The sequence below is a fragment of the Acidovorax sp. GW101-11A03 genome, assembly GCF_059424825.1.
Window position 1 is genome coordinate 1 of record NZ_JBWKZU010000012.1, and the last position, 22355, is coordinate 22355.

General features: G+C 64.2%; 25 protein-coding genes. 7 read left to right on the forward strand and 18 right to left on the reverse strand.

Going from position 1 to position 22355, the window contains the following annotated elements:
* From AC07Z7_RS07360 to AC07Z7_RS07370, 3 genes are all read left to right on the forward strand, one after another.
* Positions 1–228, forward strand: a 228-nt coding sequence (locus AC07Z7_RS07360) for an ATP-binding protein (RefSeq protein ID WP_494765844.1), incomplete at its 5' end; no start/stop codon positions are given.
* A gap of 1030 nt (positions 229–1258) precedes the next feature.
* Positions 1259–2200 (forward strand): RNA polymerase sigma factor RpoH, encoded by a 942-nt coding sequence (rpoH, locus tag AC07Z7_RS07365; RefSeq protein WP_252659133.1) that lies wholly within the window; start codon positions 1259–1261, stop codon positions 2198–2200.
* Between the two features lie 116 nt (positions 2201–2316).
* Positions 2317–3354: a Bug family tripartite tricarboxylate transporter substrate binding protein gene (locus tag AC07Z7_RS07370; protein WP_494765845.1), complete on the forward strand. Its 1038-nt coding sequence runs from the start codon at positions 2317–2319 to the stop codon at positions 3352–3354.
* A gap of 137 nt (positions 3355–3491) precedes the next feature.
* Here the strand turns inward: AC07Z7_RS07370 and AC07Z7_RS07375 are convergent, their stop codons facing one another.
* From AC07Z7_RS07375 to AC07Z7_RS07395, 5 genes are read right to left on the reverse strand one after another with little or no spacing between them, the layout of a single operon-like run.
* Positions 3492–4106 (reverse strand): SCO family protein, encoded by a 615-nt coding sequence (locus AC07Z7_RS07375; RefSeq protein ID WP_252659131.1) that lies wholly within the window; start codon positions 4104–4106, stop codon positions 3492–3494.
* A gap of 5 nt (positions 4107–4111) precedes the next feature.
* Complete coding sequence (cyoE, locus tag AC07Z7_RS07380) at positions 4112–5014, reverse strand: heme o synthase (RefSeq protein WP_494765846.1); 903 nt, start codon at positions 5012–5014, stop codon at positions 4112–4114.
* Complete coding sequence (locus AC07Z7_RS07385) at positions 5011–6195, reverse strand: COX15/CtaA family protein (RefSeq protein ID WP_494765847.1); 1185 nt, start codon at positions 6193–6195, stop codon at positions 5011–5013. Before AC07Z7_RS07385 ends, cyoE begins: the two co-directional genes overlap by 4 nt.
* On the reverse strand, positions 6192–6935 hold the full coding sequence (locus tag AC07Z7_RS07390) for an SCO family protein (protein WP_440113459.1): 744 nt from the start codon (positions 6933–6935) through the stop codon (positions 6192–6194). Before AC07Z7_RS07390 ends, AC07Z7_RS07385 begins: the two co-directional genes overlap by 4 nt.
* A complete protein-coding gene (locus AC07Z7_RS07395) occupies positions 6877–7683 on the reverse strand; it encodes an SURF1 family protein (protein ID WP_494765848.1) in 807 nt (268 codons plus the stop codon). Before AC07Z7_RS07395 ends, AC07Z7_RS07390 begins: the two co-directional genes overlap by 59 nt.
* Before the next feature lie 15 nt (positions 7684–7698).
* On the opposite strand from AC07Z7_RS07395, the gene AC07Z7_RS07400 reads away from it, so the two are divergent.
* Positions 7699–7929 carry a twin transmembrane helix small protein gene (locus AC07Z7_RS07400; RefSeq protein WP_494765849.1) on the forward strand — a complete coding sequence of 77 codons (231 nt, stop codon included), beginning with the start codon at positions 7699–7701 and terminating at the stop codon, positions 7927–7929.
* A 121-nt stretch (positions 7930–8050) separates the two neighbouring features.
* Here AC07Z7_RS07400 and AC07Z7_RS07405 read toward each other — a convergent pair whose 3' ends face one another.
* From AC07Z7_RS07405 to AC07Z7_RS07440, 8 genes are all read right to left on the reverse strand, one after another.
* Positions 8051–8932, reverse strand: coding sequence for a cytochrome c oxidase subunit 3 (locus AC07Z7_RS07405; RefSeq protein ID WP_094291351.1), 882 nt, complete (start codon positions 8930–8932; stop codon positions 8051–8053).
* A gap of 64 nt (positions 8933–8996) precedes the next feature.
* The gene (locus tag AC07Z7_RS07410; protein WP_494765850.1) at positions 8997–9221 is read right to left on the reverse strand and encodes a DUF2970 domain-containing protein; all 225 of its coding nucleotides are present in this window, start codon (positions 9219–9221) and stop codon (positions 8997–8999) included.
* Positions 9218–9856, reverse strand: a complete 639-nt coding sequence (locus AC07Z7_RS07415; protein WP_494765851.1) for a cytochrome c oxidase assembly protein — start codon at positions 9854–9856, stop codon at positions 9218–9220. Before AC07Z7_RS07415 ends, AC07Z7_RS07410 begins: the two co-directional genes overlap by 4 nt.
* Before the next feature lie 18 nt (positions 9857–9874).
* Positions 9875–9985, reverse strand: a complete 111-nt coding sequence (locus AC07Z7_RS07420) for a cytochrome oxidase small assembly protein (RefSeq protein ID WP_212742253.1) — start codon at positions 9983–9985, stop codon at positions 9875–9877.
* An 11-nt stretch (positions 9986–9996) separates the two neighbouring features.
* Positions 9997–11628, reverse strand: coding sequence for a cytochrome c oxidase subunit I (gene ctaD, locus AC07Z7_RS07425; RefSeq protein WP_494765852.1), 1632 nt, complete (start codon positions 11626–11628; stop codon positions 9997–9999).
* A 29-nt stretch (positions 11629–11657) separates the two neighbouring features.
* Positions 11658–12827, reverse strand: coding sequence for a cytochrome c oxidase subunit II (coxB, locus tag AC07Z7_RS07430; RefSeq protein ID WP_252659125.1), 1170 nt, complete (start codon positions 12825–12827; stop codon positions 11658–11660).
* A 59-nt stretch (positions 12828–12886) separates the two neighbouring features.
* A complete protein-coding gene (locus AC07Z7_RS07435; protein WP_063458872.1) occupies positions 12887–13363 on the reverse strand; it encodes a DUF2244 domain-containing protein in 477 nt (158 codons plus the stop codon).
* Between the two features lie 151 nt (positions 13364–13514).
* Complete coding sequence (locus tag AC07Z7_RS07440; protein ID WP_494765853.1) at positions 13515–14417, reverse strand: biotin synthase; 903 nt, start codon at positions 14415–14417, stop codon at positions 13515–13517.
* 34 nt (positions 14418–14451) lie between these two features.
* Between AC07Z7_RS07440 and AC07Z7_RS07445 the strand changes: the two genes are divergently transcribed.
* Together AC07Z7_RS07445 and AC07Z7_RS07450 are read left to right on the forward strand one after the other, a co-directional pair.
* The gene (locus AC07Z7_RS07445; protein WP_494765854.1) at positions 14452–15174 is read left to right on the forward strand and encodes a ComF family protein; all 723 of its coding nucleotides are present in this window, start codon (positions 14452–14454) and stop codon (positions 15172–15174) included.
* Between the two features lie 106 nt (positions 15175–15280).
* Positions 15281–15808, forward strand: a complete 528-nt coding sequence (locus tag AC07Z7_RS07450; protein ID WP_252659122.1) for a tRNA (cytidine(34)-2'-O)-methyltransferase — start codon at positions 15281–15283, stop codon at positions 15806–15808.
* On the opposite strand, the gene AC07Z7_RS07455 is transcribed toward AC07Z7_RS07450, so the two are convergent.
* From AC07Z7_RS07455 to AC07Z7_RS07470, 4 genes are all read right to left on the reverse strand, one after another.
* On the reverse strand, positions 15801–16742 hold the full coding sequence (locus AC07Z7_RS07455) for a LysR family transcriptional regulator (RefSeq protein ID WP_252659121.1): 942 nt from the start codon (positions 16740–16742) through the stop codon (positions 15801–15803). The two genes, AC07Z7_RS07450 and AC07Z7_RS07455, sit on opposite strands and share 8 nt — an antisense overlap.
* Before the next feature lie 209 nt (positions 16743–16951).
* On the reverse strand, positions 16952–17416 hold the full coding sequence (locus AC07Z7_RS07460) for a MaoC family dehydratase (RefSeq protein WP_494765855.1): 465 nt from the start codon (positions 17414–17416) through the stop codon (positions 16952–16954).
* 96 nt (positions 17417–17512) lie between these two features.
* A complete protein-coding gene (locus AC07Z7_RS07465) occupies positions 17513–18130 on the reverse strand; it encodes a nucleotide-binding protein (protein WP_494765856.1) in 618 nt (205 codons plus the stop codon).
* Positions 18131–18260: 130 nt separating this feature from the next.
* Positions 18261–18899 carry a LysE family translocator gene (locus tag AC07Z7_RS07470; RefSeq protein ID WP_094291362.1) on the reverse strand — a complete coding sequence of 213 codons (639 nt, stop codon included), beginning with the start codon at positions 18897–18899 and terminating at the stop codon, positions 18261–18263.
* A gap of 425 nt (positions 18900–19324) precedes the next feature.
* On the opposite strand from AC07Z7_RS07470, the gene kefC reads away from it, so the two are divergent.
* Complete coding sequence (kefC, locus tag AC07Z7_RS07475; RefSeq protein WP_494765857.1) at positions 19325–21229, forward strand: glutathione-regulated potassium-efflux system protein KefC; 1905 nt, start codon at positions 19325–19327, stop codon at positions 21227–21229.
* 240 nt (positions 21230–21469) lie between these two features.
* On the opposite strand, the gene AC07Z7_RS07480 is transcribed toward kefC, so the two are convergent.
* The gene (locus AC07Z7_RS07480; RefSeq protein WP_494765858.1) at positions 21470–21826 is read right to left on the reverse strand and encodes a hypothetical protein; all 357 of its coding nucleotides are present in this window, start codon (positions 21824–21826) and stop codon (positions 21470–21472) included.
* Positions 21827–22355: the final 529 nt, after the last annotated feature.

The window sequence follows — 22355 nt, forward strand, 5'->3', positions numbered from 1 at the left end:
GATCGCTTGACCCATCACTGCCACATCATCGAGACCGGCAACGAGTCCTACCGCTTCCGCCACAGCACGCACGAAGCTAAAGGGCGCATCAAGACCCGTGAGCAGACCAGGAAGGCAGCAGCCGCCCACGTTAGCGAGACCGCGGAGGAAAGGGCCTCGCCTGATGGCTCGGCCATACCGACCACGAGTTCAAAAAAGGGAGGACCTACCGAAGCATCCACCTTATAGTTATCCACAGCTGGCTTCTAATGAAACCAGCTTCAGCCCCTGGTCAATGTTCGACTGGCACTGCTGCTCACGTTTGCATTGGCACTAACACTCAGGGGCATCATCTACCTCGATGCGGAGATATCTCACGGTCAACTCTAGCTTGGAGCGATCCAGTAGCAATTGGACGGTACGCAAATTGCTAGTGTGCCGATCGATCAGCAACGCCTTGGTTCTACGCATCGAGTACGTCCCGTAGTCGGCGCGCTCCGGCCCGAGTTCACCGACTCAGGGGCCGAGGATCCGTGTGTAGTGCCGCGTACTGATGTGGTGACATACCCGGTCGCCTCACGCCGGACCGGCCATTTAAGTTCAGATCGCGGGCACCACCTATCGATAGGCAGGTTTCGGAGGTGGTTTTGCAATACGCGCCACTGACCCTCGATTGGCCGGTGGTGACCGAAGGAGTCGTCCAGGCTGCTCGCGGCGAACGACTGGAACCAGCCTAGACCTGACGGTCGCGCACCATTAACTTGAACGCCGGGGGAGGCTTCCTCCTGACGAACACATAGTTCGTTAGCGATGGAAAGAGCGACCGACGATGCACCATCCGAAGATACATGGAAGGGGCCTAATCCTCTCAAGCTGTCAGCCGTTGATCAGGCACCAAAAGTCAGCGAGCACTTACACCAACCAACTTGTCCTAAGCCGGTGTGCCATGCCTCTAAGCCTTCGGCATCCGAAACCTTGCCCGGAAGGGCGGGGCCACGTTATCGGAGTTTTTGCCCAAAAAAGTAGACATGGGCAGTACGGGTCGCTTTGGGGGAAACTGAAATTTCTCTTAAAAATCAAATAGTTGCGTGAACTTTAGGGTATCTGAATAATACAAAACTCAATGAGAAAAATACAAAACTCGAGTGGAATCGACACGAGTGGAATCGACACTGGCGATGGTGGACAGGCCACTTTGTTCACCCGCAGGGGAACTATGGGTTTAGCACTCAATCACATGGAGTGCTAATATCTTGGCTTAGAGGAAAGGATTCCTGGAATGAACATTCAGTCTGGAACCGCGACGATGACCCTGGCTCCCGCCAACCCCTGGGCGTTGGTGCCTGCGCTGGGCAACCTCGACGCCTACATTTCGGCCGTCAATCGCCTGCCCCTGCTCACACACGAAGAAGAGCAGACCTATGCGCGGCAGCTCAAGGACAACAACGATGTGGATGCCGCTGGCCGGCTGGTGATGTCGCACCTGCGCCTGGTGGTCTCGATTTCGCGCCAGTACCTGGGCTACGGCCTGCCCCATGGCGACCTGATCCAGGAAGGCAATGTGGGCCTGATGAAGGCCGTCAAGCGCTTTGACCCGGACCAGGGCGTGCGCCTGGTGAGCTACGCGATGCACTGGATCAAGGCCGAGATCCACGAATACATCCTGAAGAACTGGCGCATGGTGAAGGTGGCCACCACCAAGGCCCAGCGCAAGCTGTTCTTCAACCTGCGCTCGATGAAGCAGGGCTTCAAGGCCGATGCCGCCGCAGAAGACGCCGCCACGCACCGCGACACGCTGTCGGACCGCGAGATCGACTCGGTGGCCGCGCAACTCAATGTGAAGCGCGAGGAAGTGATCGAGATGGAAACCCGCATGTCGGGAGGTGATGTGCTGCTGGATCCGGCCCCATCGGACGACGGTGAGCAGGCGTTTGGCCCCATTGCCTACCTGGCCGACGGTTCGCACGAGCCCACGGCCATGATCGAGTCGCGCCAGCGTGATGCGCTGGCCACTGATGGCATTGCCACGGCCCTGGCCAGCCTGGACGATCGTAGCCGCCGCATCGTGGAAGAGCGCTGGCTCAAGGTCAACGACGACGGCACGGGCGGCATGACCCTGCATGAGCTGGCTGCAGTGTACGGAGTGAGCGCCGAGCGCATCCGCCAGATCGAGGTGGCGGCGATGAAGAAGATGAAAAAGGCACTGGCCGAGTACGCCTGAGCCTGCGGGTGGCGGGGTTAATATCCCCGGCTGCAGAAGTTGCCTCACGGGGCCCCAGTTCTGGGGCCCCGTGTCGTTTTGGCCCCTGAATATTCTTGTTGAGGAGACCCCTTCCCATGTTGTCGTCACGCCCTGTTGTGTCCCGCCGTGCTTCTACGCTGCTGATTGCGCTGGCAGCCGCCTCCCCCTGGGCCATGGCCCAGAACGCCGCCAAGCCCGGCGCCGCCGCAGCCGCCGCCCCCCTGGCCTGGCCCACCAAGCCGCTCAAGATCATCGTGGGCTTCCCCGCCGGGTCTTCGCCCGACCTCACGGCGCGCACCTTCACCGAGCCGCTGTCCAAGGCCCTGGGCCAGCCCGTGATTGTGGAAAACAAGGTGGGCGCAGGCGGCAACATTGCTGCCGATGCCGTGGCCAAGGCGCGCGACGACCACACCATCGGCCTGATGATCAACGGCAACATGACCATTGCCAAGCTGTTGAATCCAGCCGTGCCCTATGACCCGATCAAGGATCTGGCGCCACTGAGCCTGATCGGCACCTCGCCCTTGATCCTGACCGCGCCCGTGAGCCAGCCCGGGGTGCCCGCCAACAGCAATGCCCGCGACTTCTTCGTGGCGGCCCGCAATGGCGGCGACAAGTGGAGCTATGGCACGCCGGGTGTGGGCACGGTGGGCCACATTGGCACCGAGCTGCTCAAGTCGCGCAGCAACATCAACCCGGTGCATGTGCCCTACCCGGGCTACCCGCAGGTGGCCACCGCCATGCTGGGCGGGCAGTTGCAGATGGCGCTGCTGCCCCCGGCCCTGGCGCAGGCCCAGGTGCGTGCGGGCAAGCTGCGCGCGATTGGTGTGACGTCTTCCGGACGCAGCCCGCTGGCGCCCGATGTGCCCAGCCTGGCCGAAGCAGGCATCAGCAACTTCAACCTGGAAATCTGGAATGCCTTTGCAGCGCCTTCGACCCTGCCCAAGCCCATCCAGGCCAAGCTGGCGGTGCTGATCAGCGAGATTGCCCGCAGCGAAGAGGTGCGCGGCAAGCTGTTCCAGCAAGGCTGGCAGACGGTGGGCTCGTCGCCCGAGGGGCTGGCCAACCGCGTGAAGGCCGACACCAACCTGCTGGGCGGTGTGATCGCGATGCGCGGCATCAAGGCGGAGTGAATCTGCGCGGCGGAGACGTCGCACGCCTTTGCCACCAGCAAACTTCAACCCGGGTCTGGCCAACGTGCCTGCCCGGGTTTTTTACTGCCAGTACTGTCAAACCAGCATGCATGCGGGCTGGCGCACCCGCAGAAATCTCAGCCCCCTTCGGCAAGCAGGGTCTTGACGTCGGCGGCCAGGGCCTGGGCACCGCTGCCGTAGCGGTTGTACACGCGCAGGCGCCCGGCAGGGTCGTACACGTAGCTGCCCGCCGAGTGGTCCATGGTGTAGCTGGTGGGCGTCTTGCCATCGACCTTCTTGTAGTAGATCTTGAAGTCCTTGGCGATGGCCGCAAGCTGCTCGGGCGAGCCACGCAGCGCCAGAAAACTCGGGTCGAAGTTGGCCATGTAGGCCTTGAGCACTTCGGGCGTGTCGCGCTCCGGGTCCACCGTCACAAAGATGCCTTGCAGGCGGTCGCCGTCCTTGCCCAGGATCTGCTTGACCTCGGCCAGCTCCTGCATCGATGTCGGGCACACGTCGGGACACTGCGTGAAGCCGAAGAACACCACCACCACCTTGCCCGCAAAGTCCTGGATGTGGCGTGCCTGACCGTTGTGGTCGGTCAGCGGGAGATCCCGGGCGTAGTCGGCGCCGGTGATGTCCACACCACGAAATTCGGCCTTTTTCTTCTCAGAACAAGCACCAAAAAGGCCCGCCGCGCCTATGGATAAAGCACTGACAGCTATCGTTTTGAGAGCATTTCGTTTCAGCATGGGGTTCACAGCACGTAGTGGTCCACAAGCAGGGCGGCAAACAGCACGCTCAGGTGGATCAGGGAAAAACGGAAGGTCTTGCGCGCCAGCGCGTCGGAGTAGTTGCGCCACAGCGCAAAGCCGTAGCCACAAAAACCCGCAGACAGCAGCACGGCCGCTGCGAGGTAGATCCACGAACTCATGCCGTACACAAACGGCATCAGGCAGCCCGCAAACAGGATCAGGGTGTAGAGGAACACCTGCAGCCGGGTGAACTCGTTGCCATGGGTAACCGGCAGCATGGGCAGGCCGGACTTGCGGTAGTCCTCCACGCGGTACAGCGCCAGCGCCCAGAAATGCGGCGGCGTCCACAGGAAGATGATGAGGAACAGGATCAGCGCCTCGGGGCCTACGTCCCCCGTCATGGCGGCCCAGCCCAGCACCGGGGGCATGGCACCGGATGCGCCGCCGATCACGATGTTCTGCGGTGTGAGGGGCTTCAGGATCACGGTGTAGACCACCGCATAGCCCACGAACGTGGCAAAAGTGAGCCACATGGTCAGCGGGTTGATCCAGAAGTACAGCAGTGCCGACCCTGCGGCGCACAGCACGGCGGAGAACAGCAGCGTCTGCGCATTGGACAGCTCGCCCTTGGCCGTGGGGCGCCAGGCGGTGCGCTTCATCTTGGCGTCAATGCCCTGCTCCACGATGCAGTTGAAGGCTGCGGCAGCGCCAGCCACCAGCCACACCCCGGCGCTGGCCAGCGCCATGTGACCCAGCTGCGCGGCAGACGGCAGGCCGGGCACGGCCAGCACCATGCCGATCAGGGCGCAAAAAACGATGAGCTGCACCACTCGGGGCTTGGTCAGCGCATAGAACTGCTGCATGCGCGAGGGCAAGGCAACAGCATGGGGGGAGGCAACACTCATGCGGACACTCTCGATGCGCCAGGCGGCGCGGAAAACTCTCGGGAAACAGGCACGGCTGCACGGCTGGACACCAGGGCCCAGGTCAGCACCACAACCAGGGCCGCCGCGCCGCCGGTGTGCAGCACGGCGGCCACCAGCGGCCAGTCCAGGATCACGTTGGACAGGCCGGTGGCCAGTTGCAGCACCGACAAGCCCGCCAGCCAGCGCGTTTGCGCGCGCAGCGCGCCACTGCGGTGCAGGCGCCAGGCCAGCCATGCAAGCGCCGCCAGCACCACATAGGCCATGAGGCGGTGCACGTAATGGATGGCGGTAAGGCCCGCAAAACTGATGTGGCTGCCGTCCTGCAGCATGCCCAGCTTGCGCCAGACCTGGAAGCCCTGGGCAAAGTCCATCGCGGGCCACCAGCTGCCCTGGCAGGTGGGGAAGGTGGTGCATGCCAGCACGGCATAGTTGGTGCTGACCCAGCCGCCCAGCACCACCTGCAGCGCCAGCAACAACCCCGTCCAGGCCAGGCCCCGGCGCAGTGCGGGCGAGATCACGGTGGGCAGGCGGCCTTGTGCCGCGTGGGTGTGGCGCACCGCCTGCACACACAGCAGCGCCAGCAACACCAGTCCACCGATGAGGTGCAGCGTGACGATGGCGGGGAAGAGCTTCATCGTCACCGTGAGCGCGCCAAAGGCCCCTTGCAGGCACACCCACACCAGCGTGACCGTGGGCCACCAGGGGCTGAGCGGAGGCGCCTCGGCCACGCCGCGCTGGGCCCGGCGGTGCTGCACCCAGGACGACACCGTGAGCACAATGATGAGCACGCCCACGCCGGTGGCCAGGTAGCGGTGGATCATCTCCACCCAGGCCTTGCCATGCGTGACGGGGCCTGTGGGCATGGCCTCTTGCGCGGCCGCAATTTCTGCACGCGCGCCCATAGGGCTGGCGTTGCCGTAGCAGCCGGGCCAGTCGGGGCAGCCCAGGCCCGAATCGGTGAGACGGGTGAAGGCGCCAAACAGCACCAGGTCAAAGGTCAGAAACAAGGTCAGCACCGTGAGCGCCTGCAGGCGCCGCATGGGAGAGCTGCGACGGTTGCGCACCCACACCCAGGCCAGCGGCCCCAATGCAATCAGCAGGCCCAGGAGCATCAGCTCCAGCACCGGCGCCAGGTCGTACAGAGGCTGGATATCGCTCATGGCTGGCCCGGCCGCCCGGCGTCGTCCCAGGACGAGGAGGCGCGCAGCAGGCGCTCCAGGTCCCGCTTGGCCTTGGCGGCGCCGCTGGCATCCATGGCAGCAGGGAAGCGCATCATCCAGTTGCCCATGGGGTCCACCACATACAGGTGATCCGCCTGCTGCTGGCCCGCCGCCGGTGCGAGCCAGGCGTTGAGTGCAGCAGCATCCACGCGCAGCACCGTGGCTTTTTGCAGGGCGGGTGCCAGCGCGTCGGGGATGGCGGCGTTGTCGTTGACGAGCCAGACCCAGTCCAGGCGGTCTTTTTCCTTGCCCAGGCTTTCGCGCAGTTGCCGCTGCAGATACAGGTGGTTCTGGCAGACCGCATCACAGGCGCCACCGGCCACGCTCACCAGCAGCCACTGTCCCTTGAGCGAGGCCAGGGGCACCGGGGCACCATCCGGCGTAGCAACGGTGAGCGCAGGCAGGGTGCGCTGGGGATCGATCAGCTCTCCATAGTTGCGGCGGCCTTCAGGGCGGATCACGTAGTAGGTGAAGTACGAGGCGATCACCGGTGCCGCGCAGATCGCCAACACGCCCAGCATCTTCCAGCGACCATGGCGGGTGCGCTGCGCGCTGGCCACGGCATCTCCGGCCTCGGGCAAGGTGTGCACGGTCAGTCCGAGCGGGTGCTCGGCGTGGACTTCAGGGGGCAGGCTGGCTGCGCGGGCGAATGAACCGTCGGACGATTTGGAACCAGACATAAAGAAGTGCCATCAGGCCGCAGAGCCCGAACCATTGAAATGCGTAACCGTAGTGTTTATCGACGCCTGCGCCCACCACGGGCCAGTCGCGTTGCAGGCCGTCGCCCGCACCCACCGCCTCGCCCGTCTGCACCACGGTGAGCGGGGCGAGCGCCAGGCCGGTTTCGGTGCGAAACGCGGCCAGGTCGAGATTTTGCCGGATGCGGGAAGACCCCTCGGCGCCATGGCCGCCAGCACTGCTTTCGCCGCCGCCAAACTCATACAGCCGCGAGGGCGCGGCGGCCACGCGTCCCACCACGCGCACCACCACATCCTGCGGGGTTTGCACCTGGGGCAGCTGGGTGCGATCCTGAAAATTGCGCGGCACCCAGCCCCGCTGCACCAGCACCCCCCCCGAAGGTGTGCCCACCAACTGCAGCGGCGTCAGCACAAAAAACCCGGGGCGGCCATTCATCTGGCGGTTGTCGAGGTACACGGTGTGCTCGGGCAACCAGCGCCCCTCCAGCATCACCGCGCGGTGCACAAGGGTTTCGGCCTCTGCAGCTGCCATGGCGGGTTTCGACAGCAGCACACGGCCATCCATCGCCGGCATGCGGCCACGCGCGTCCAGCATGGCCTGCAGGGCCTCTTTCTGCGCTGCACGCGACAGCTGCCAGCGCCCCAGCGACGCGGTAACCAGCATGCCCGCCACTGCGGCCAGCGTGATGAGCCAGAAGCGCAGACCCAGGGGGCGGCGAACAGTGGTCACGGGATAATGTGCTCCATGAAATACCTCGTAGTGCTGGCGTTCATCGCCATTTTGGCCAGCCTCGCCTCGGCCTTGTTCTTCATGATGCGCAGAGGCCGGGGCAGCCAGGACGACAAGCGCAGAGGCAACCACATGGCCAAGGCACTGGCAGTGCGGGTGGGGTTGTCCATTGTGCTGTTTGTGTGCATTCTGATTGCCTGGCAGCTGGGCTACATACAGCCCACCGGCCTGCCCGCAACCCGCTGACAGAGCCTGTTCCAGCAAGGGTCCTCGCCAGCCACAGGGGCAAAGATCCAGCCTTCTTGCTGCCCTCCCCTCCAACAAAAAAAGCGCCGCGAGGCGCTTTTTTGTGGGTGCCGTGGGATGCTTACATCCAGTACACCAGGACGTACAGGCCGAGCCACACCACGTCCACAAAGTGCCAGTACCAGGCTGCACCTTCAAAGCCGAAATGCTTGTCGGCGGTGAAGTGGCCCTTTTGCAGGCGCAGCGTGATCACCAGCAGCATCAGCATGCCCAGGAACACGTGGAAGCCGTGGAAACCGGTCAGCATGAAGAAGGTGGAGCCGAACACACCCGAATTGAGCTTGAGGTTCAAGTCGGTGTACAGGTGGTAGTACTCGTAGCCTTGCACCAGCAAGAAGACAAAACCCAGCAGCACCGTGGCCCACATGAAAGCAATCGTCTTGCCGCGATGGTTTTCACGCAGTGCGTGGTGGGCAATGGTCAGTGTCACGCCCGAGGTCAGCAGCAGCGCGGTGTTGATGGTGGGCAGCCAGAAGGGGCCGACCGTCTGGAAGGGCTCGACGATGCCAGCTGGCGAGGCCGTCATACCGGCCGCCACGCTGGGCCACACCGCCTTGAAATCAGGCCAAAGCAGTGCGTTGTCGAGGCTGCCCAGTGCAGGCACCGAGTGTGCGCGCGCCCACCACAGAGCCGTGAAGAACGCGCCGAAGAACATCACTTCCGAGAAGATGAACCAGCTCATGCTCCAGCGGTACGAGAGGTCGATCTTGTGGCCGTACAGGCCCCCTTCGCTTTCGCGCACCGCGTCACCGAACCACTGGTACAGCGTGAACAGCCACCACACCAGGCCCAGGGCCAGGGAATACTTGCCCCAGTCATGGCCGTTGATCCACTGGCCTGCGCCGAGGATGACAAAGAACAGGCCTGCAGCCGCCATCACCGGGTGGCGCGACTCGGCAGGCACATAGTAGTACGGGGTTCCGCCGTGGGTTGATGCACTCATTTCAGCTCCTGAATCTCAGATCTTTGTTTTCAGTCTTGTTGTCGATACGGGTCCAACAACCCGTTCACACTACCCAATTCACCAAGGCCATCAGCCCCATCACCAGCAAAAAAACCGCGACCAGTCCCACCACAATGATGTGCAACGGGTTGAGTTTTTCGACATCCTGCTGGTACTCGCTGCCCTTGCGCAGGCCAACGAGCGACCAGGCCACCGCGCGCACCGTGCGCAGCAGCGAGCCCTTGCGCCCGAGCGGCTTCACGGCGGATGGATCGAGGGGCGCATTCATGAGCCCACCCCCGTCACCAACACGCTGGGGGTGGACAGGGCGCCACCCACTGCCGCAGTGGACTCTGGTGCGGCTGGCGTCTTGCCACCCACTTCGAAGAACGTGTAGGACAGCGTGATGGTGGTCACATCCTTGGACAGGCGCGGATCGATCACGAAGGCCACGGGCCACTCCTTCTTTTCACCGGGCTCCAGCACATACTGGTTGAAGCAGAAACACTCCAGCTTGTTGAAGTGGGCTGCCGCCTGGCGCGGGGCATAGCTCGGAATGGCCTGTGCGGCCATGCGGCGGTTCTGCACGTTCTGGAATTCGTACATCACCGTAGTCAGCTCGCCAGGGTGCACCTGCACCGAACGCTGGGCGGGCTTGAAGTCCCAGGGGCCGCGCGCGTTGGCGTCGAACTCCACGGTGATGGTGCGGCTCTTGTCTACCTGCGTATTCGCTGGCAGCTTCACGTCCTTGCCTGCCACGCCGTTGCCCGGCACCTGGCGCTCGGACAGCGACAGGATGTTGATGCCCGTCATCTCGCAGATGTGCTTGTAGATCGGGATCAGCACGTAGCCGAAGGCGAACATACCAGCCGCAATCACGACCAGCTTGCCGACCATCTTGGCGTTTTCGCGGCGCAGGCTCATGGCAGGTGGGGCCTCAGCTCAACGGGAGAGGAAGAACACCTTGGCCATGAACCCGACGAAGAACACCACCGCAATGGACGCCAGGATCAGCGCCATCCGCAGGTTGCTCTTTTTCTGCTCGGGTGTCATGGGCATGGTCCTCAACCGATCACACGGGTGGCCGTGGCGTCCAGCTTGGGTGGGTTCTCAAAGGTGTGGAAAGGCGCAGGGGATGGGACTTCCCATTCCAGGCCCTCGGCACCATCCCAAGGCTTGGCAGCGGCCTTTTCACCCTTGCCACGCATGGCGGGCACGATGACGGCCAGGAAGAAGTACACCTGCATCAGACCGAAGCCGAATGCGCCCACGGAAGCAATCGCATTGAAATCAGCGAACTGCATGGGGTAGTCGGCATAGCGGCGGGGCATGCCAGCCAGGCCCAGGAAGTGCATGGGGAAGAACGTGATGTTGAAGGTGATCAGCGAACCCCAGAAGTGGATCTGGCCACGGGCTTCGGAGTACATCACGCCCGTCCACTTGGGCAGCCAGTAGTACACGCCAGCGAACATGGAGAACAGCGAACCAGCCACCAGCACGTAGTGGAAGTGGGCCACCACGTAGTACGTGTCCTGCAGTTGGATGTCGATAGGGGCCATGGCCAGAATCAGGCCGGTGAAACCACCCATGGTGAACACGAAGATGAAGCCCACGGCAAACAGCATGGGTGTCTCAAACGTCATGGAGCCACGCCACATGGTGGCGATCCAGTTGAAGATCTTCACGGCCGTGGGCACGGAGATCAGCATGGTGGCGTACATGAAGAACAGCTGGCCGGTCACGGGCATGCCGGTCGTGAACATGTGGTGGGCCCACACGATGAACGACAGGATGGCGATGGACGAGGTGGCGTACACCATGGAGGCGTAGCCGAACAGCTTCTTGCGGGCGAACGCGGGCACGATCTGGCTGATGATGCCGAAGGCCGGCAAAATCATGATGTACACCTCGGGGTGGCCGAAGAACCAGAAGATGTGCTGGTACATCACGGGGTCGCCGCCGCCAGCGGGGTTGAAGAAGCTGGTGCCGAAGTGGCGATCCGTCAGCGTCATGGTGATCGCGCCAGCCAGCACGGGCATCACGGCAATCAGCAGGTAGGCAGTGATGAGCCAAGTCCAGGCGAACATGGGCATCTTCATCAGCGTCATGCCGGGGGCACGCATGTTGAGGATGGTCACGATGATGTTGATCGAGCCCATGATGGACGAGGCCCCCAGGATGTGCATCGCGAAGATGCCAGCGTCCATGGAGGGGCCCATCTGCAGCGTCAGCGGCGCATACAGCGTCCAGCCGGCGGCGGGGGCGCCACCGGGCATGAAGAACGATGCCACGAGCATGATGGCCGCAGGAATCATCAGCCAGAAGCTGAAGTTGTTCATGCGGGCAAAGGCCATGTCAGATGCGCCGATCTGCAGCGGGATCATCCAGTTCGCAAAGCCCACGAAGGCCGGCATGATGGCGCCGAACACCATGATCAGGCCATGCATGGTGGTGAGCTGGTTGAACAGCTCGGGGTTCACCAGTTGCAGACCGGGCTGGAACAGCTCGGCGCGGATCAGCAGCGCCAGAACGCCGCCCACCATGAGCATGGTGAAGGCGAACAGCAGGTACAGCGTGCCGATGTCTTTGTGGTTGGTGGCGTACACCCAGCGGCGCCAGCCGGTGGGGCCATGATGGCCATGGTCGTCGTGTGCATGGTCGCCCGCGTGACCGTGGTTGTCGAGAACTGCGCTCATGTTGGATTCCTCAATACGTTGGGCGATGATTACTTGCCGCGCTGGGCCACGATTTCAGCAGGCTGCACCAGCTGCCCGGTCTTGTTGGACCAGGAGTTTTTCGTGTAGGTCACCACAGAGGCAATATCGGTATCGCTGAGCTGTGCCCAGGCAGGCATGGCCCCATTGGCAGCGCCCTTGAGCAGGATCTGGATCTGCTTGGCGTGGTCGGCGTCCAGCACCACGGCCGAGGCGTCCAGGGCCTTGATGGGGCCTGCGCCCTTGCCATTGGCCTGGTGGCAGGCGGCGCAGTTCGCGGCATACACCTTCTCGCCACGCTTCATGATGTCGTCCATCGTCCAGACCTTGGTCGGGTCGTCCAGCTTGGCGGCGGCCTTCTTCTTCTGGTCGGCCACCCAGGCGGTGTAGTCTTCGGCAGACACGACCTTCACGTGGATAGGCATGTAGGCGTGTTCCTTGCCGCACAGCTCGGCGCACTGGCCGTAGTAGTCACCGATCTTCTCGGCGCGGAACCAGGTGTCACGCACAAAGCCGGGGATCGCATCCTGCTTGATACCGAAGGCAGGCACCATGAAAGCGTGGATCACGTCATTGGCGGTGGTGATGATGCGGATCTTCTTGCCCACAGGCACCACCATCGGGTTGTCCACCTTGAGCAGGTAGTCGGCGGGCGCGTCTGCCACCTTGCCGCTGTCAGACATCACGCGGTGGCTGCTGTCCAGCGTGGAGATGAACGCCAGGCCTTCGCCTTCGCCGGTGATGTAGTCATAGCCCCACTTCCACTGGTAACCCGTGGTTTTGATGGTGAGGTCGGCGTTGGTGGTGTCCTTCTGCGCCACCAGCACCTTGGTGGCGGGCAGGGCCATCAGGATCACGATGATGAAGGGGATGATGGTCCAGACCACTTCGACGGTGACGGACTCATGGAAGTTGGCCGACTTGGCGCCCTTGGAGCGGCGGTGCTTCCAGATCGAGTAGAACATCACGGAGAACACTGCAACAAAGATCACCGTGCAGATGATCAGCATCATCCAGTGCAGAAAATGCTGCTCTTCAGCAATTTTGGTCACTGGGGGATGCAGGTTCAGCTGGTTGACTGCAGGGCCACCAGGCAGGTCCTGGACGGCATGGGCTGCGGAGCCCACCCATGCACCGGCAATCAGCAGCAGAGAAGCCAGCTTGTTGGAAATGCTCTTCATAGTTCTCACTTACTTCTAAGCCTCAATTTAACCAATCCCTTGCACAAGCCTGCGTGGGGTCAGGCGGCGCGCAAGGCCATGCGGATCTCCGATGCCAGGGCCGGTCGAAGTTCGGGGCGCACGAAGCGCCCCACCTCAACGGATCGACCCTGCGCAGACAGCATGATGAGCGAGTGATCTCCGGTCTTGGGCTCTACACGAACCCGGCTCCGGTCAAACTCTGCGCGCTCCAGCCGGCCTGCCGTCTCCCGTTCCACCACAAGGCGCGAGCCTTGCAGCGAAATCCTCTCGCCATCCGCCGCATGGCGACCGTACATGGCGAATGCAATTCCTACAGCCAAGATTTCGAGCCACGCAAAGGGCATCACCAGGTAGGCGCCGAGCATCCAGAAGCACGTTGCGATCCCCAGGGACACCAGGCACAAGGACAGATACATCCACCCCAACTGTGCCGGCGTGACCGAGCAATTCCGGGCCAAGCGCCAGTCAATGCGCTGACCCGACACCGTGGCAAAACGTAAAACCAAGCCCGTCACAGGTCGTGCCCACAAGGCTGCTGGCGCACCGTTTGTGGAGCCTCAGGCACCACAGGCGCAGCCCGCAAATTTGCGCGGGAAGATGCCCGAAATCTCAATAACCCTGAATTGTAGCGTGCCTTGTTCCAAGTCATTGACACGGAGTTACAGGTTAGTTTTCTTTGCCGCCCTTGCGCAACATCAAGCGCATGTCCTGCAGCGAAACCGTGCTGCTGGAGTCCATGCGCACCCTTGGTGCGGGCTTGAAAGCGTGGCCATAAATGATTTCAAAAGTCAGTGCCAACTGACCTCCCTGCTGCGGATCAGCAAGCCGCTCGGCCAGCACGGCATAGAGCTTGTCGCGCCAGCGCCGTCCGCGCAATGAGGGAAAGCGATCAGGGTGCAGATTGCAGCCCAGCTCACGCAGCTCCTGCACCAGCCGCTCGGGCGTGGCAAAGGTGAGCGTGATGCGCTCCATGTCCATCACCGGCTCGGCAAAACCGGCGTGCACCAGCATGTCGCCCCAATCGTGCATGTCGGTAAACGCATGGCCCGCCGGAGGCCAGCCCAGGGCCGCATACACCCCGTGCAGCTCCCGCAAGGTGTCGGGCCCCAGGCACGAGAACATCAGGTAGCCATCCACCGCCAGCGCGCGGTGCCACTGCGCGATCAGGGCCTGCGGGTCTGCGGCCGTGTGCAATGCCATGTTGGCCCAGAGCATCTGCACACTGGCATCGCCGGGCCGGCCCCACTGCGGGCTGGCGGCGCTCCAGCGCGAAAGGCTCCACCAGGGCTTGGCCAACGCCTGCCGCACCACCGGCTCGCAGTGCGCGGCAGACTCAAACACTTGGCAACGGGCCTCGGGATACCGGGCACTCACCAGCGCATGGGCCTGCAGGCCGCCGCGCAAGGCATCCCAATGGCACCAGGACGCAGGCGCCTGGCGAATCCATTGCAGGCGGTCCTCCATGCGGCAGGCCACCTCTTCATGGAGCCACGGGGACAAGGCAGGTGCAGCGGCCTGCCAGCGGGCAGCAGCAATGGGATCGATGGTGGGGGGGCGCTCGGAGGACATGGCAGTTCACAGGGACGCGCGAGTATATTGATTCATGCTTTTTCAAGGACTGTCAGGGCTTTCACGCCACTTGCGGGGCCTGGCCGACCGCGTGCCCAGTCAGTGCGCCGCTTGCCATGCCTGGCCGTCGCAGCGCATCTGCAACGCCTGCGTGGCCCGGTTCGCCCAACCCGCCAGCCGCTGCCAGCGCTGCGCATTGCGGGTGCCCACAGGGGTGGCCGTGTGCGGCACCTGCCTGCAGCACCCGCCAGCCTTTGATGCCTGCCTGGCCGCCGTGGACTATGCCTACCCCTGGTCTGCCGCGCTGGCGGACTTCAAGTTCCGGGCGGACCCCGGCTGGGCCCGCACGCTGGCCACCCTGCTGCGCAGCGCGCCGTGGGTGGAGCCCGCAGTCGATGCGGCAGATTGGGTGCTGCCCGTACCGCTGTCTACCGAACGCCTGCGCGAACGCGGTTTCAACCAGTCGGCCCTGCTAGCGCAGCACCTGGCGGGCGCCAAGGCCGATGTGCACAGCCTGCTGCGCCTGCATGCCACCGAGGCCCAAAGTGGCCTGCCACGCGCCCAGCGGCTGCGCAACCTGAAAGGTGCATTTGCCGTGGAACCCGCACGTGCCGCCGCCCTGCGAGGGCAGCGCGTGGTGCTGCTGGACGACGTGATGACCACGGGCGCCACCGTGCATGCCGCCACGCTGGCCCTGCGCGAGGCCGGGGTGGCGCATGTGGCGGCGGTGGTATTGGCACGCACCGCACTGGAATAGACAGGCCGCCGCACGCGCTGCGCGTTGCCCCAGCGCCTGCCAGGCGGGATACTTTTGATTACGAGCGGTTGCTCAACTCACATCCGGGGCGAAGACAATAGCGGGCATGTTCCACATCGTCCTCGTCGAGCCCGAAATCCCGCCCAACACCGGCAACATCATTCGCCTGGCGGCCAACACGGGTTGCACGCTGCACCTGATCGAGCCCCTGGGGTTCTCGATGGAGGACCGGCTGATGCGCCGCGCGGGGCTGGACTACCACGAATACACCCGGGTGCTGCGCCACAGCGGCTGGACGGCCTTTTTGCGCGACGCGCAACCCGACCCCACGCGCATGTTCGCCATGACCACACACGCCTCGCAGCCGGTGTTTTCCACCTGCTTCCTGCCGGGCGACTGGTTGGTGTTTGGTGCCGAAACCCGGGGGCTGCCCGCCGAATTGCGTGAGAGCTTTCCCCCCGCCCAGCGCCTGCGCCTGCCCATGGTGGCAGGCCAGCGCAGCCTCAACCTGTCGAACGCCGTGGCGGTGACGGTGTTCGAGGCCTGGCGCCAGAACAGTTTTGCCATGCCCGACGGCCAGATCACCGTCGAGCCCGAGGGCACGATCATCAGCGGGTTCGCGCAGCTCAACTGAGCGAGCCGCGCTTTTCCGCCATCGCCAGCGGCACCTGTTCAGTCAAGAAGTCCAGAAACACCCGCGTGCGCGCTGGCAGCATGCGGCCCGAAGGCAGCGCTGCATAAATGGTGTAGCGCGAAAAAATCCAGTCCGGCAGGATATGCACCAGCTCACCCCGGGCCAGGTGCTCCTCGGCCAGCAAGCGCGAGGTGACAGCCACACCCGCCCCGTCCACGGCGGCGCGCATCAGCAGCTCGGTGCTCACCGACTGCAGCACGGCAGGCGCTTCCACCTCCTCGTCGGGCACATCGGCCCGCAGCGACTGCAGGCGCAGCTTGCGGCCCGGGCCCATCTGCGCACGCACGGGCGCGCTGGAGTCCCGCAGATAGTCGTGGTTCACCAGGTCCTGCGGCTCACGCGGAATGCCCCGGCGCTTCAAGTAGTCGGGCGACGCCACCACGATGGCCTCGCCCTGCACCAGCGAGCGCGCGACGATGTTGGCGTCAAAGTCCTCGCCCGCCACCATGATGGTCACATCGAACTCGTCCACGCGGCTGGAGGCATAGGCGTCCATGCTGATGTCCAGCATGAGCTTGGGGTGGCGGGCATGCCACAGCGCCACCATGGGCGCGAGGAAGTTGGTGGCCAGCACAGGCGCCGCCACGATGCGGATGGTGCCGCGCAGGTCGCGCGTGCTCGCGGCAGCCGCCGCCTCGGCGTCGTCGATCTCGTGCAGGATGGCGCGCACCCGCTGCAGGTACGACTCCCCCGCATCGGTGAGCGCCAGCTTGCGGGTGGTGCGCTGCAGCAGCCGCGTGCCCAGGTGCTGCTCCAGCTCGGCCACCATGCGGGTGACCACTGGGGGCGACATGTCCATGGCACGGGCGGCGGCGGCAAAGCCGCCCTCTTCCACCACGCGCTCGAAAATTTTCATGGCTTGCAGGCGGTCCATGGCTCAGACCTCCTGCCCAAAAACACGAGCATCTAACGAGAACACAGTCCGTGGAACACGCGGGATCCAGGCCAGCGACCGCCGCGCAAGGGCCGCCCACGCTGCGCAGCGGCGCTTCACTTGCGTGCGCTGGCGGTGTCTCCCCTCCCGAATGGCGCAGCCATCCGAGAGAAGGGGGAAGCGGCGCAGCCGCTCAGGGGGTTGTCCTGCTACGCCGGGGCGCCGAAGTTGCGCGCCAAAGACTCGGCCACGCACACCGGCTTGTCGCTGCCCTCGCGCTCCACGGTCACCAGCCAGGTCATCTGCATGCCATCGGGTGCCACGGGCTCTGCAGCCTGCAAGGTGAGGCGTGCGCGCAGGCGGCCGCCCACCGGCACCGGTGCCGTGAAGCGCACCTTGTTCAGCCCGTAGTTCACGCCCATGCGCGCCCCCTCGATGGTCAGGCCCGCCTCGAAGAACTGCGGAATCAGCGACAGCGTGAGAAACCCGTGCGCAATCGGCGCGCCAAACGGCCCGGCCTTGGCCCGCTCGGGGTCCACATGGATCCACTGGTGGTCGCCCGTGGCCTGGGCAAACAGGTTGACCTGTTCCTGCGTAATGGTGATCCAGTCGGTCACGGCGACCTCCTGGCCCACGCAGGCGCTGACTTCGGAATAAGAGCGGAAGATTTTCATCGTCGCAATGTAGCCCCGCGCCTAGGCGCGCCTTGTCTGCCGGGTGACAGGTGTTTTCCCGGGGGGCTGGTGGTGGGTTGCGCTTCACGCTGTCCTTCAAGAATTGAGCCATGCACAGATGCCCTGCCATTGCTCCAGATCACGCGCCACGCGGCCAGGGGCCACATCAAACAGCGTGAGGCCGTGGGCCGCCAGGTGCACATAGTTCTGCGTGTCGCGCAGGTAGCCCAGCACGGGAAATCCGAGGCTGTCCACAAAGTGGTGCAACTGCTCGGCCGCCTTGGTGCGCGCATCCACGCGCATGCCCACGATGCCTATCTGCACGCCCTCGGCGCGGCGGTGCTCGGCCAGTTGATCCAGAAAACTGCGTGTGGCGAAGATGTCGAACACGCTGGGCTGCAGCGGCACGATGATCTTGTCGGCCAGCTTGAGCACATCGTTCAGGCGCCAGCCGTGCAGCCCGGCGGGCGTGTCGAGCACCGCATGCGTCGTGCCCTTGGGCGGGCGGCTGATCACGTCCGAGCTGGTCTCCCAGCTGCCAATCGCGCGCGCGGCCGGAGGGCGCAGGCCCAGCCAGAGCCGGGCGGATTCCTGCCGGTCGGTGTCGCCCAGGATCACGGGATGCCCCTGGCTGGCAAAGTAGCCCGCGATGTTGGTGGACAGCGTGGACTTGCCCACGCCGCCCTTCGGGTTGGCGACAACAACTACTGGCATGACAAGCTCCTTGGAATCTGCAGGTCCATGAAAAATACAAGCCAAATCAGCCCTCTGCGCCTGATAGGCAAGCGCCTAAAGCTATCAAATCAAGAGCATAAAGACATCGCCGCACGCTAGCAACACGCCCTCAGGCGTGCTGGCCACCGCGCTTGACGAAGAACAGCCCCGCCCCCACCGCCATCAGCAAGCCGCCAAACACGCGGTTCTGCGCCCGCACGGCGCGGGCGCTGCGCATCAGGCGGCGCAGCGCGCTCGCCCCAAAAGCGTAGCCGTGCATCACCACCACGTCCACCGTCACCGTGGTGGCGGCCATCACCAGCAGCTGCGTCCACAACGGGCGCGTGTCGGTCATGAACTGGGGCAACACAGCCACCATGAAGATGATGCCCTTGGGGTTGGTGGCGTTGGTCAGGAAGCCGGTGAGGCAGCGCTTTTGCCAGGTGCCAGCGGCCTCGTGCGCATCGCCCTGCGCGATGGGCGCATCGCCCGCGCGCCATTGGTTGAAACCCACGTAGATCAGATAGCAGGCACCCAGCACCTTGACCACGCTGAACGCCACCTCGGACGCCAGCAGCAGCGAGCCCACGCCCGCCCCGGCAATCAGCAGGATCAGCAACAGGCCCAGTTGCAGGCCCAGAATGGTGGCGCCGGTCTTGCGCACGCCAAACGACAGGCCATGGCTCATCGACAACACGGCCCCCGAACCCGGCGACACCGCTATCAGGCACGATGCCGCAAAAAAAGCCAGCCAAGTCTGCAAGTCCATGAGTCAACAAGCCCGTGTGCGAAGAAGGGCCCGCATCTTAACAACGCCACCACAGGTCAACCATGGTTTTTTGCATAAAAATGGCCTCTTCTGCGCGACCCTATTGCCTCACAAGCTATCAAAAGTGAAGCGCAAGAATCCCATCCCCCTCGCACCCGCCCCAAGGGATCCTCTACACGAATCGAGCGGCAAGTGGGCGCTGCGGATCGGGATGGGCTGCAAGGCGCAAAACGCAGCAATAGCCGTAGCTATTGCGAGTATTTGCAACGCCGCAGACCGCCCGAGACCGCAGATGCACACGGCGCGGTGATTTGTGCAGAGGATCCCAACCGCTGCGGCAATGCCAGAATCCTGACAACCCCACGCCCGCCCGCACCCTGCGGCGCCTGCCCCACGCCACCGCCTGCATTGCCCTCTGCCTATCTATGGAACACGCCCCCACCTGGCTCACCTACGGTTTCCTGTACCTCACCGCCGCCGTGCTGGCCGTGCCCATTGCCAAGGCGATGGGCCTCGGCGCCATCATTGGCTACCTGGCAGCGGGCATCGCCATCGGGCCCTGGGGCCTGGGGCTGGTGAGCAACGTGCAGGACATCCTGCACTTTGCCGAATTCGGCGTGGTGCTGATGCTCTTTCTGGTCGGGCTGGAGCTGCAACCCAGCCGCCTGTGGGCCCTGCGCCGCCCCATTTTTGGCACCGGCACCGCCCAGGTGCTGGGCTGCGCCGCCGTGCTGTTTGCGCTGGGCGCGCTGGCCGGCCTGCCCTGGCGCGTGAGTCTGGTGGGTGCGCTGGGACTGGCGCTGTCGTCCACCGCCATTGCGTTGCAGTCGCTGGCCGAACGCAATCTCATGCGCACCCAGAGCGGGCAGGCGGGCTTCTCCATCCTGCTGTTCCAGGATGTGGCGGCCATCCCCATTCTGGCCCTGCTGCCCGTGCTGGGCGCAGCCGCGGGTGAAGGTGCTGGCCACACACCGGGCGAGATGGTGCTGGAGGTGCTCAAAATCGTCGGCGTGATCGCGGCCATCATCCTGGGCGGGCGCCTGCTGCTGCGCCCCGTGCTGCGCTGGATCGCCAAGAGCAAAACCCCCGAAATCTTCACCGCCGCCGCGCTGCTGCTGGTGGTGGGCATTGCCTACCTGATGGTGCTGGTGGGCCTGTCAATGGCGCTGGGCGCCTTCCTCGCCGGCGTGCTGCTGGCCGACAGCGAATACCGGCGCGAGCTGGAGGCCGACATCGAGCCCTTCAAGGGCCTGCTGCTCGGGCTGTTCTTCATCGCCGTGGGCATGAGCATTGACTTCGGTGTCATCTTGCGCTCGCCCGGCCTCATGGCCGCCATCCTGGTCGGCTTTCTGGCGGCCAAGGCGGTGGTCATCTACGCACTGGCCAAGGTGGTCGAGATTCCCTACCAGGAGCGCCCCGTCTTCACCCTGCTGCTGGCGCAGGGCGGCGAGTTCGCGTTTGTGGTGTTCCAGGCCGCCGCCGGCGCCAACGTGTTCCCGGCCGAGACTGCCTCGCTGCTCATCGGTGCCGTGGCGCTGTCGATGCTCATCAGCCCCCTTCTGCTGGTGGTGCTGGACCGCGTGCTGCTGCGCCGCTATGCCCAGCTCAAGACCGCCAAGCCCCAGGCCGAGGAAATCTCCGAGCCGCAGGAGGCGCCCATCATCATCGCGGGCTTCGGCCGCTACGGGCAGATCGTCTCGCGCGTGCTGCTGGCCCAGGGCATCCCCACCACCGTGCTCGACCACAGTGTGGACATGCTGGAAGTGGCCCGCACCTTTGGCTACCGCGTGTTCTACGGCGACGCCACACGGCTCGACCTGCTGCGCATCGCCGGAGCCGAACACGCGCGCATCCTGGTGGTGGCCGTGGACGATGCCGAGCAGTCCCTGCAGATCGCCAAGCTGGCGCGTGAGCACTTCCCGCACCTGCAAATCGTGGCCCGCGCCCGCGATGTGACGCATTGGAACAAGCTGCGCGACCTGGGCGTGACCCTGGTGCAGCGCGAACTGTTCGAGTCCAGCCTGCAAAGCGCCCACACCGTGCTGGAGCTGATGGGCCTGCCCCCCGCGCAAGCCACCGCCATCACCCAGCGCTTTCGCACCCACAACATCGCACTGGCCGACCGCATGTACCCGCACCACAAGGACCGCGCCAAGTTCATCGCCGTGGCGCGAGAAGGCCGCGACCAGTTTGCGGAGCAGATGGCGCGGGAGCGGCAGGAGAGTGCGGCGCTGAACGCCACGGGGGCGGAGTACCCGGGGTATGGCGGGGTGGGGGGTGCCGAAGACGGGGATGGGGCTGCCCCTATCCAAAAATTGGATAAAAAATAGGCTTTCCCCGCTCGACCACTATGCCTTTTTAGCTATTCATTTGATAGCAAAATGATTTCATGCGGTGTGGAGGACTTCAGACAGCGCATCTGCAGGGGTGGCCAGTTCTACAAAGTGGCGCGCAAACCGCTTTCGCGCCAGTGACAAATGGCTTTTGCGCCACTTATGTGGCGCGATTTCTTCTCGCAACATACAAACTAACGCATCGGTACTGGCCGACGGGCATCCAGCACACCACGCCTACGCCACCATCAGCGAGGCACACAACCAGCACAGCGCAAACCACACCAAGGCAACAGGCAGGGCGCACACGATGCGCAGCCACGAAAACCCTTTGTCCATATCCGCCCGCCGCTGTGCCATAGCCTGGAGCCAGGCCGATCCCGCTTCACCCAGCAGATACAGCGGCGGCCCCACGGTAAGCAGAAGTGCCCATCGCGCTCGGGAGCGCGGTAAGTCCGGCCACATTTGCACCAGCAGCAAACCGCACACCACCAGCCAGGCCAGCGCAATCGGCACGAGCCAGCGGGCCCAGGCGGCCGGAGGCGTTCGCTCGCCGCTCATCGGGGCAAGCTCCTGGCTCGCTGGGCGGTCCATGCCCTACCCAGCTCACCCAGGGCTATCGGGCAGTGTGTTTTTGAAAGTGTTTCCACGGTTTTCCATTCAAAAGGATCTCCGCCACCAGCCAGGCAGCCAGCGATGCGCTCACCAGACTGCCCATGCTGGCGTTGAAGCCCACCGCTACAGCCGCCCACCACCCCAGCAAAGCGCACAGTGCCACCAGCAACACACACCAGGCGCACAACGACGCTGCAGACCGTGGCGGATGGTCCGCCAACCAGCCCGCCACATACGGAGCCGCCAGCAGGACCAGGGCAACAGCCATACACAGCACCAAGAGGGCGTACGGGTGTGCAATTTTCATTGGGTGGGCTCCTATCAGGCGTTGAGCGGACCGGCTGGCAAGGCCGCGCTCCGGCTTTCCAAGCGGCATGACGCCACGGTGGGTTGGTGCGCCATCAGCGCAATGAAATTTAAGCCGATTGCACCGCATGCGGCCCGTTGTTGGCAACTTCCCTATCGATGCCTGTCCCGCAACGCCGTGCTGGCCGTCCGGTCGCAGCAC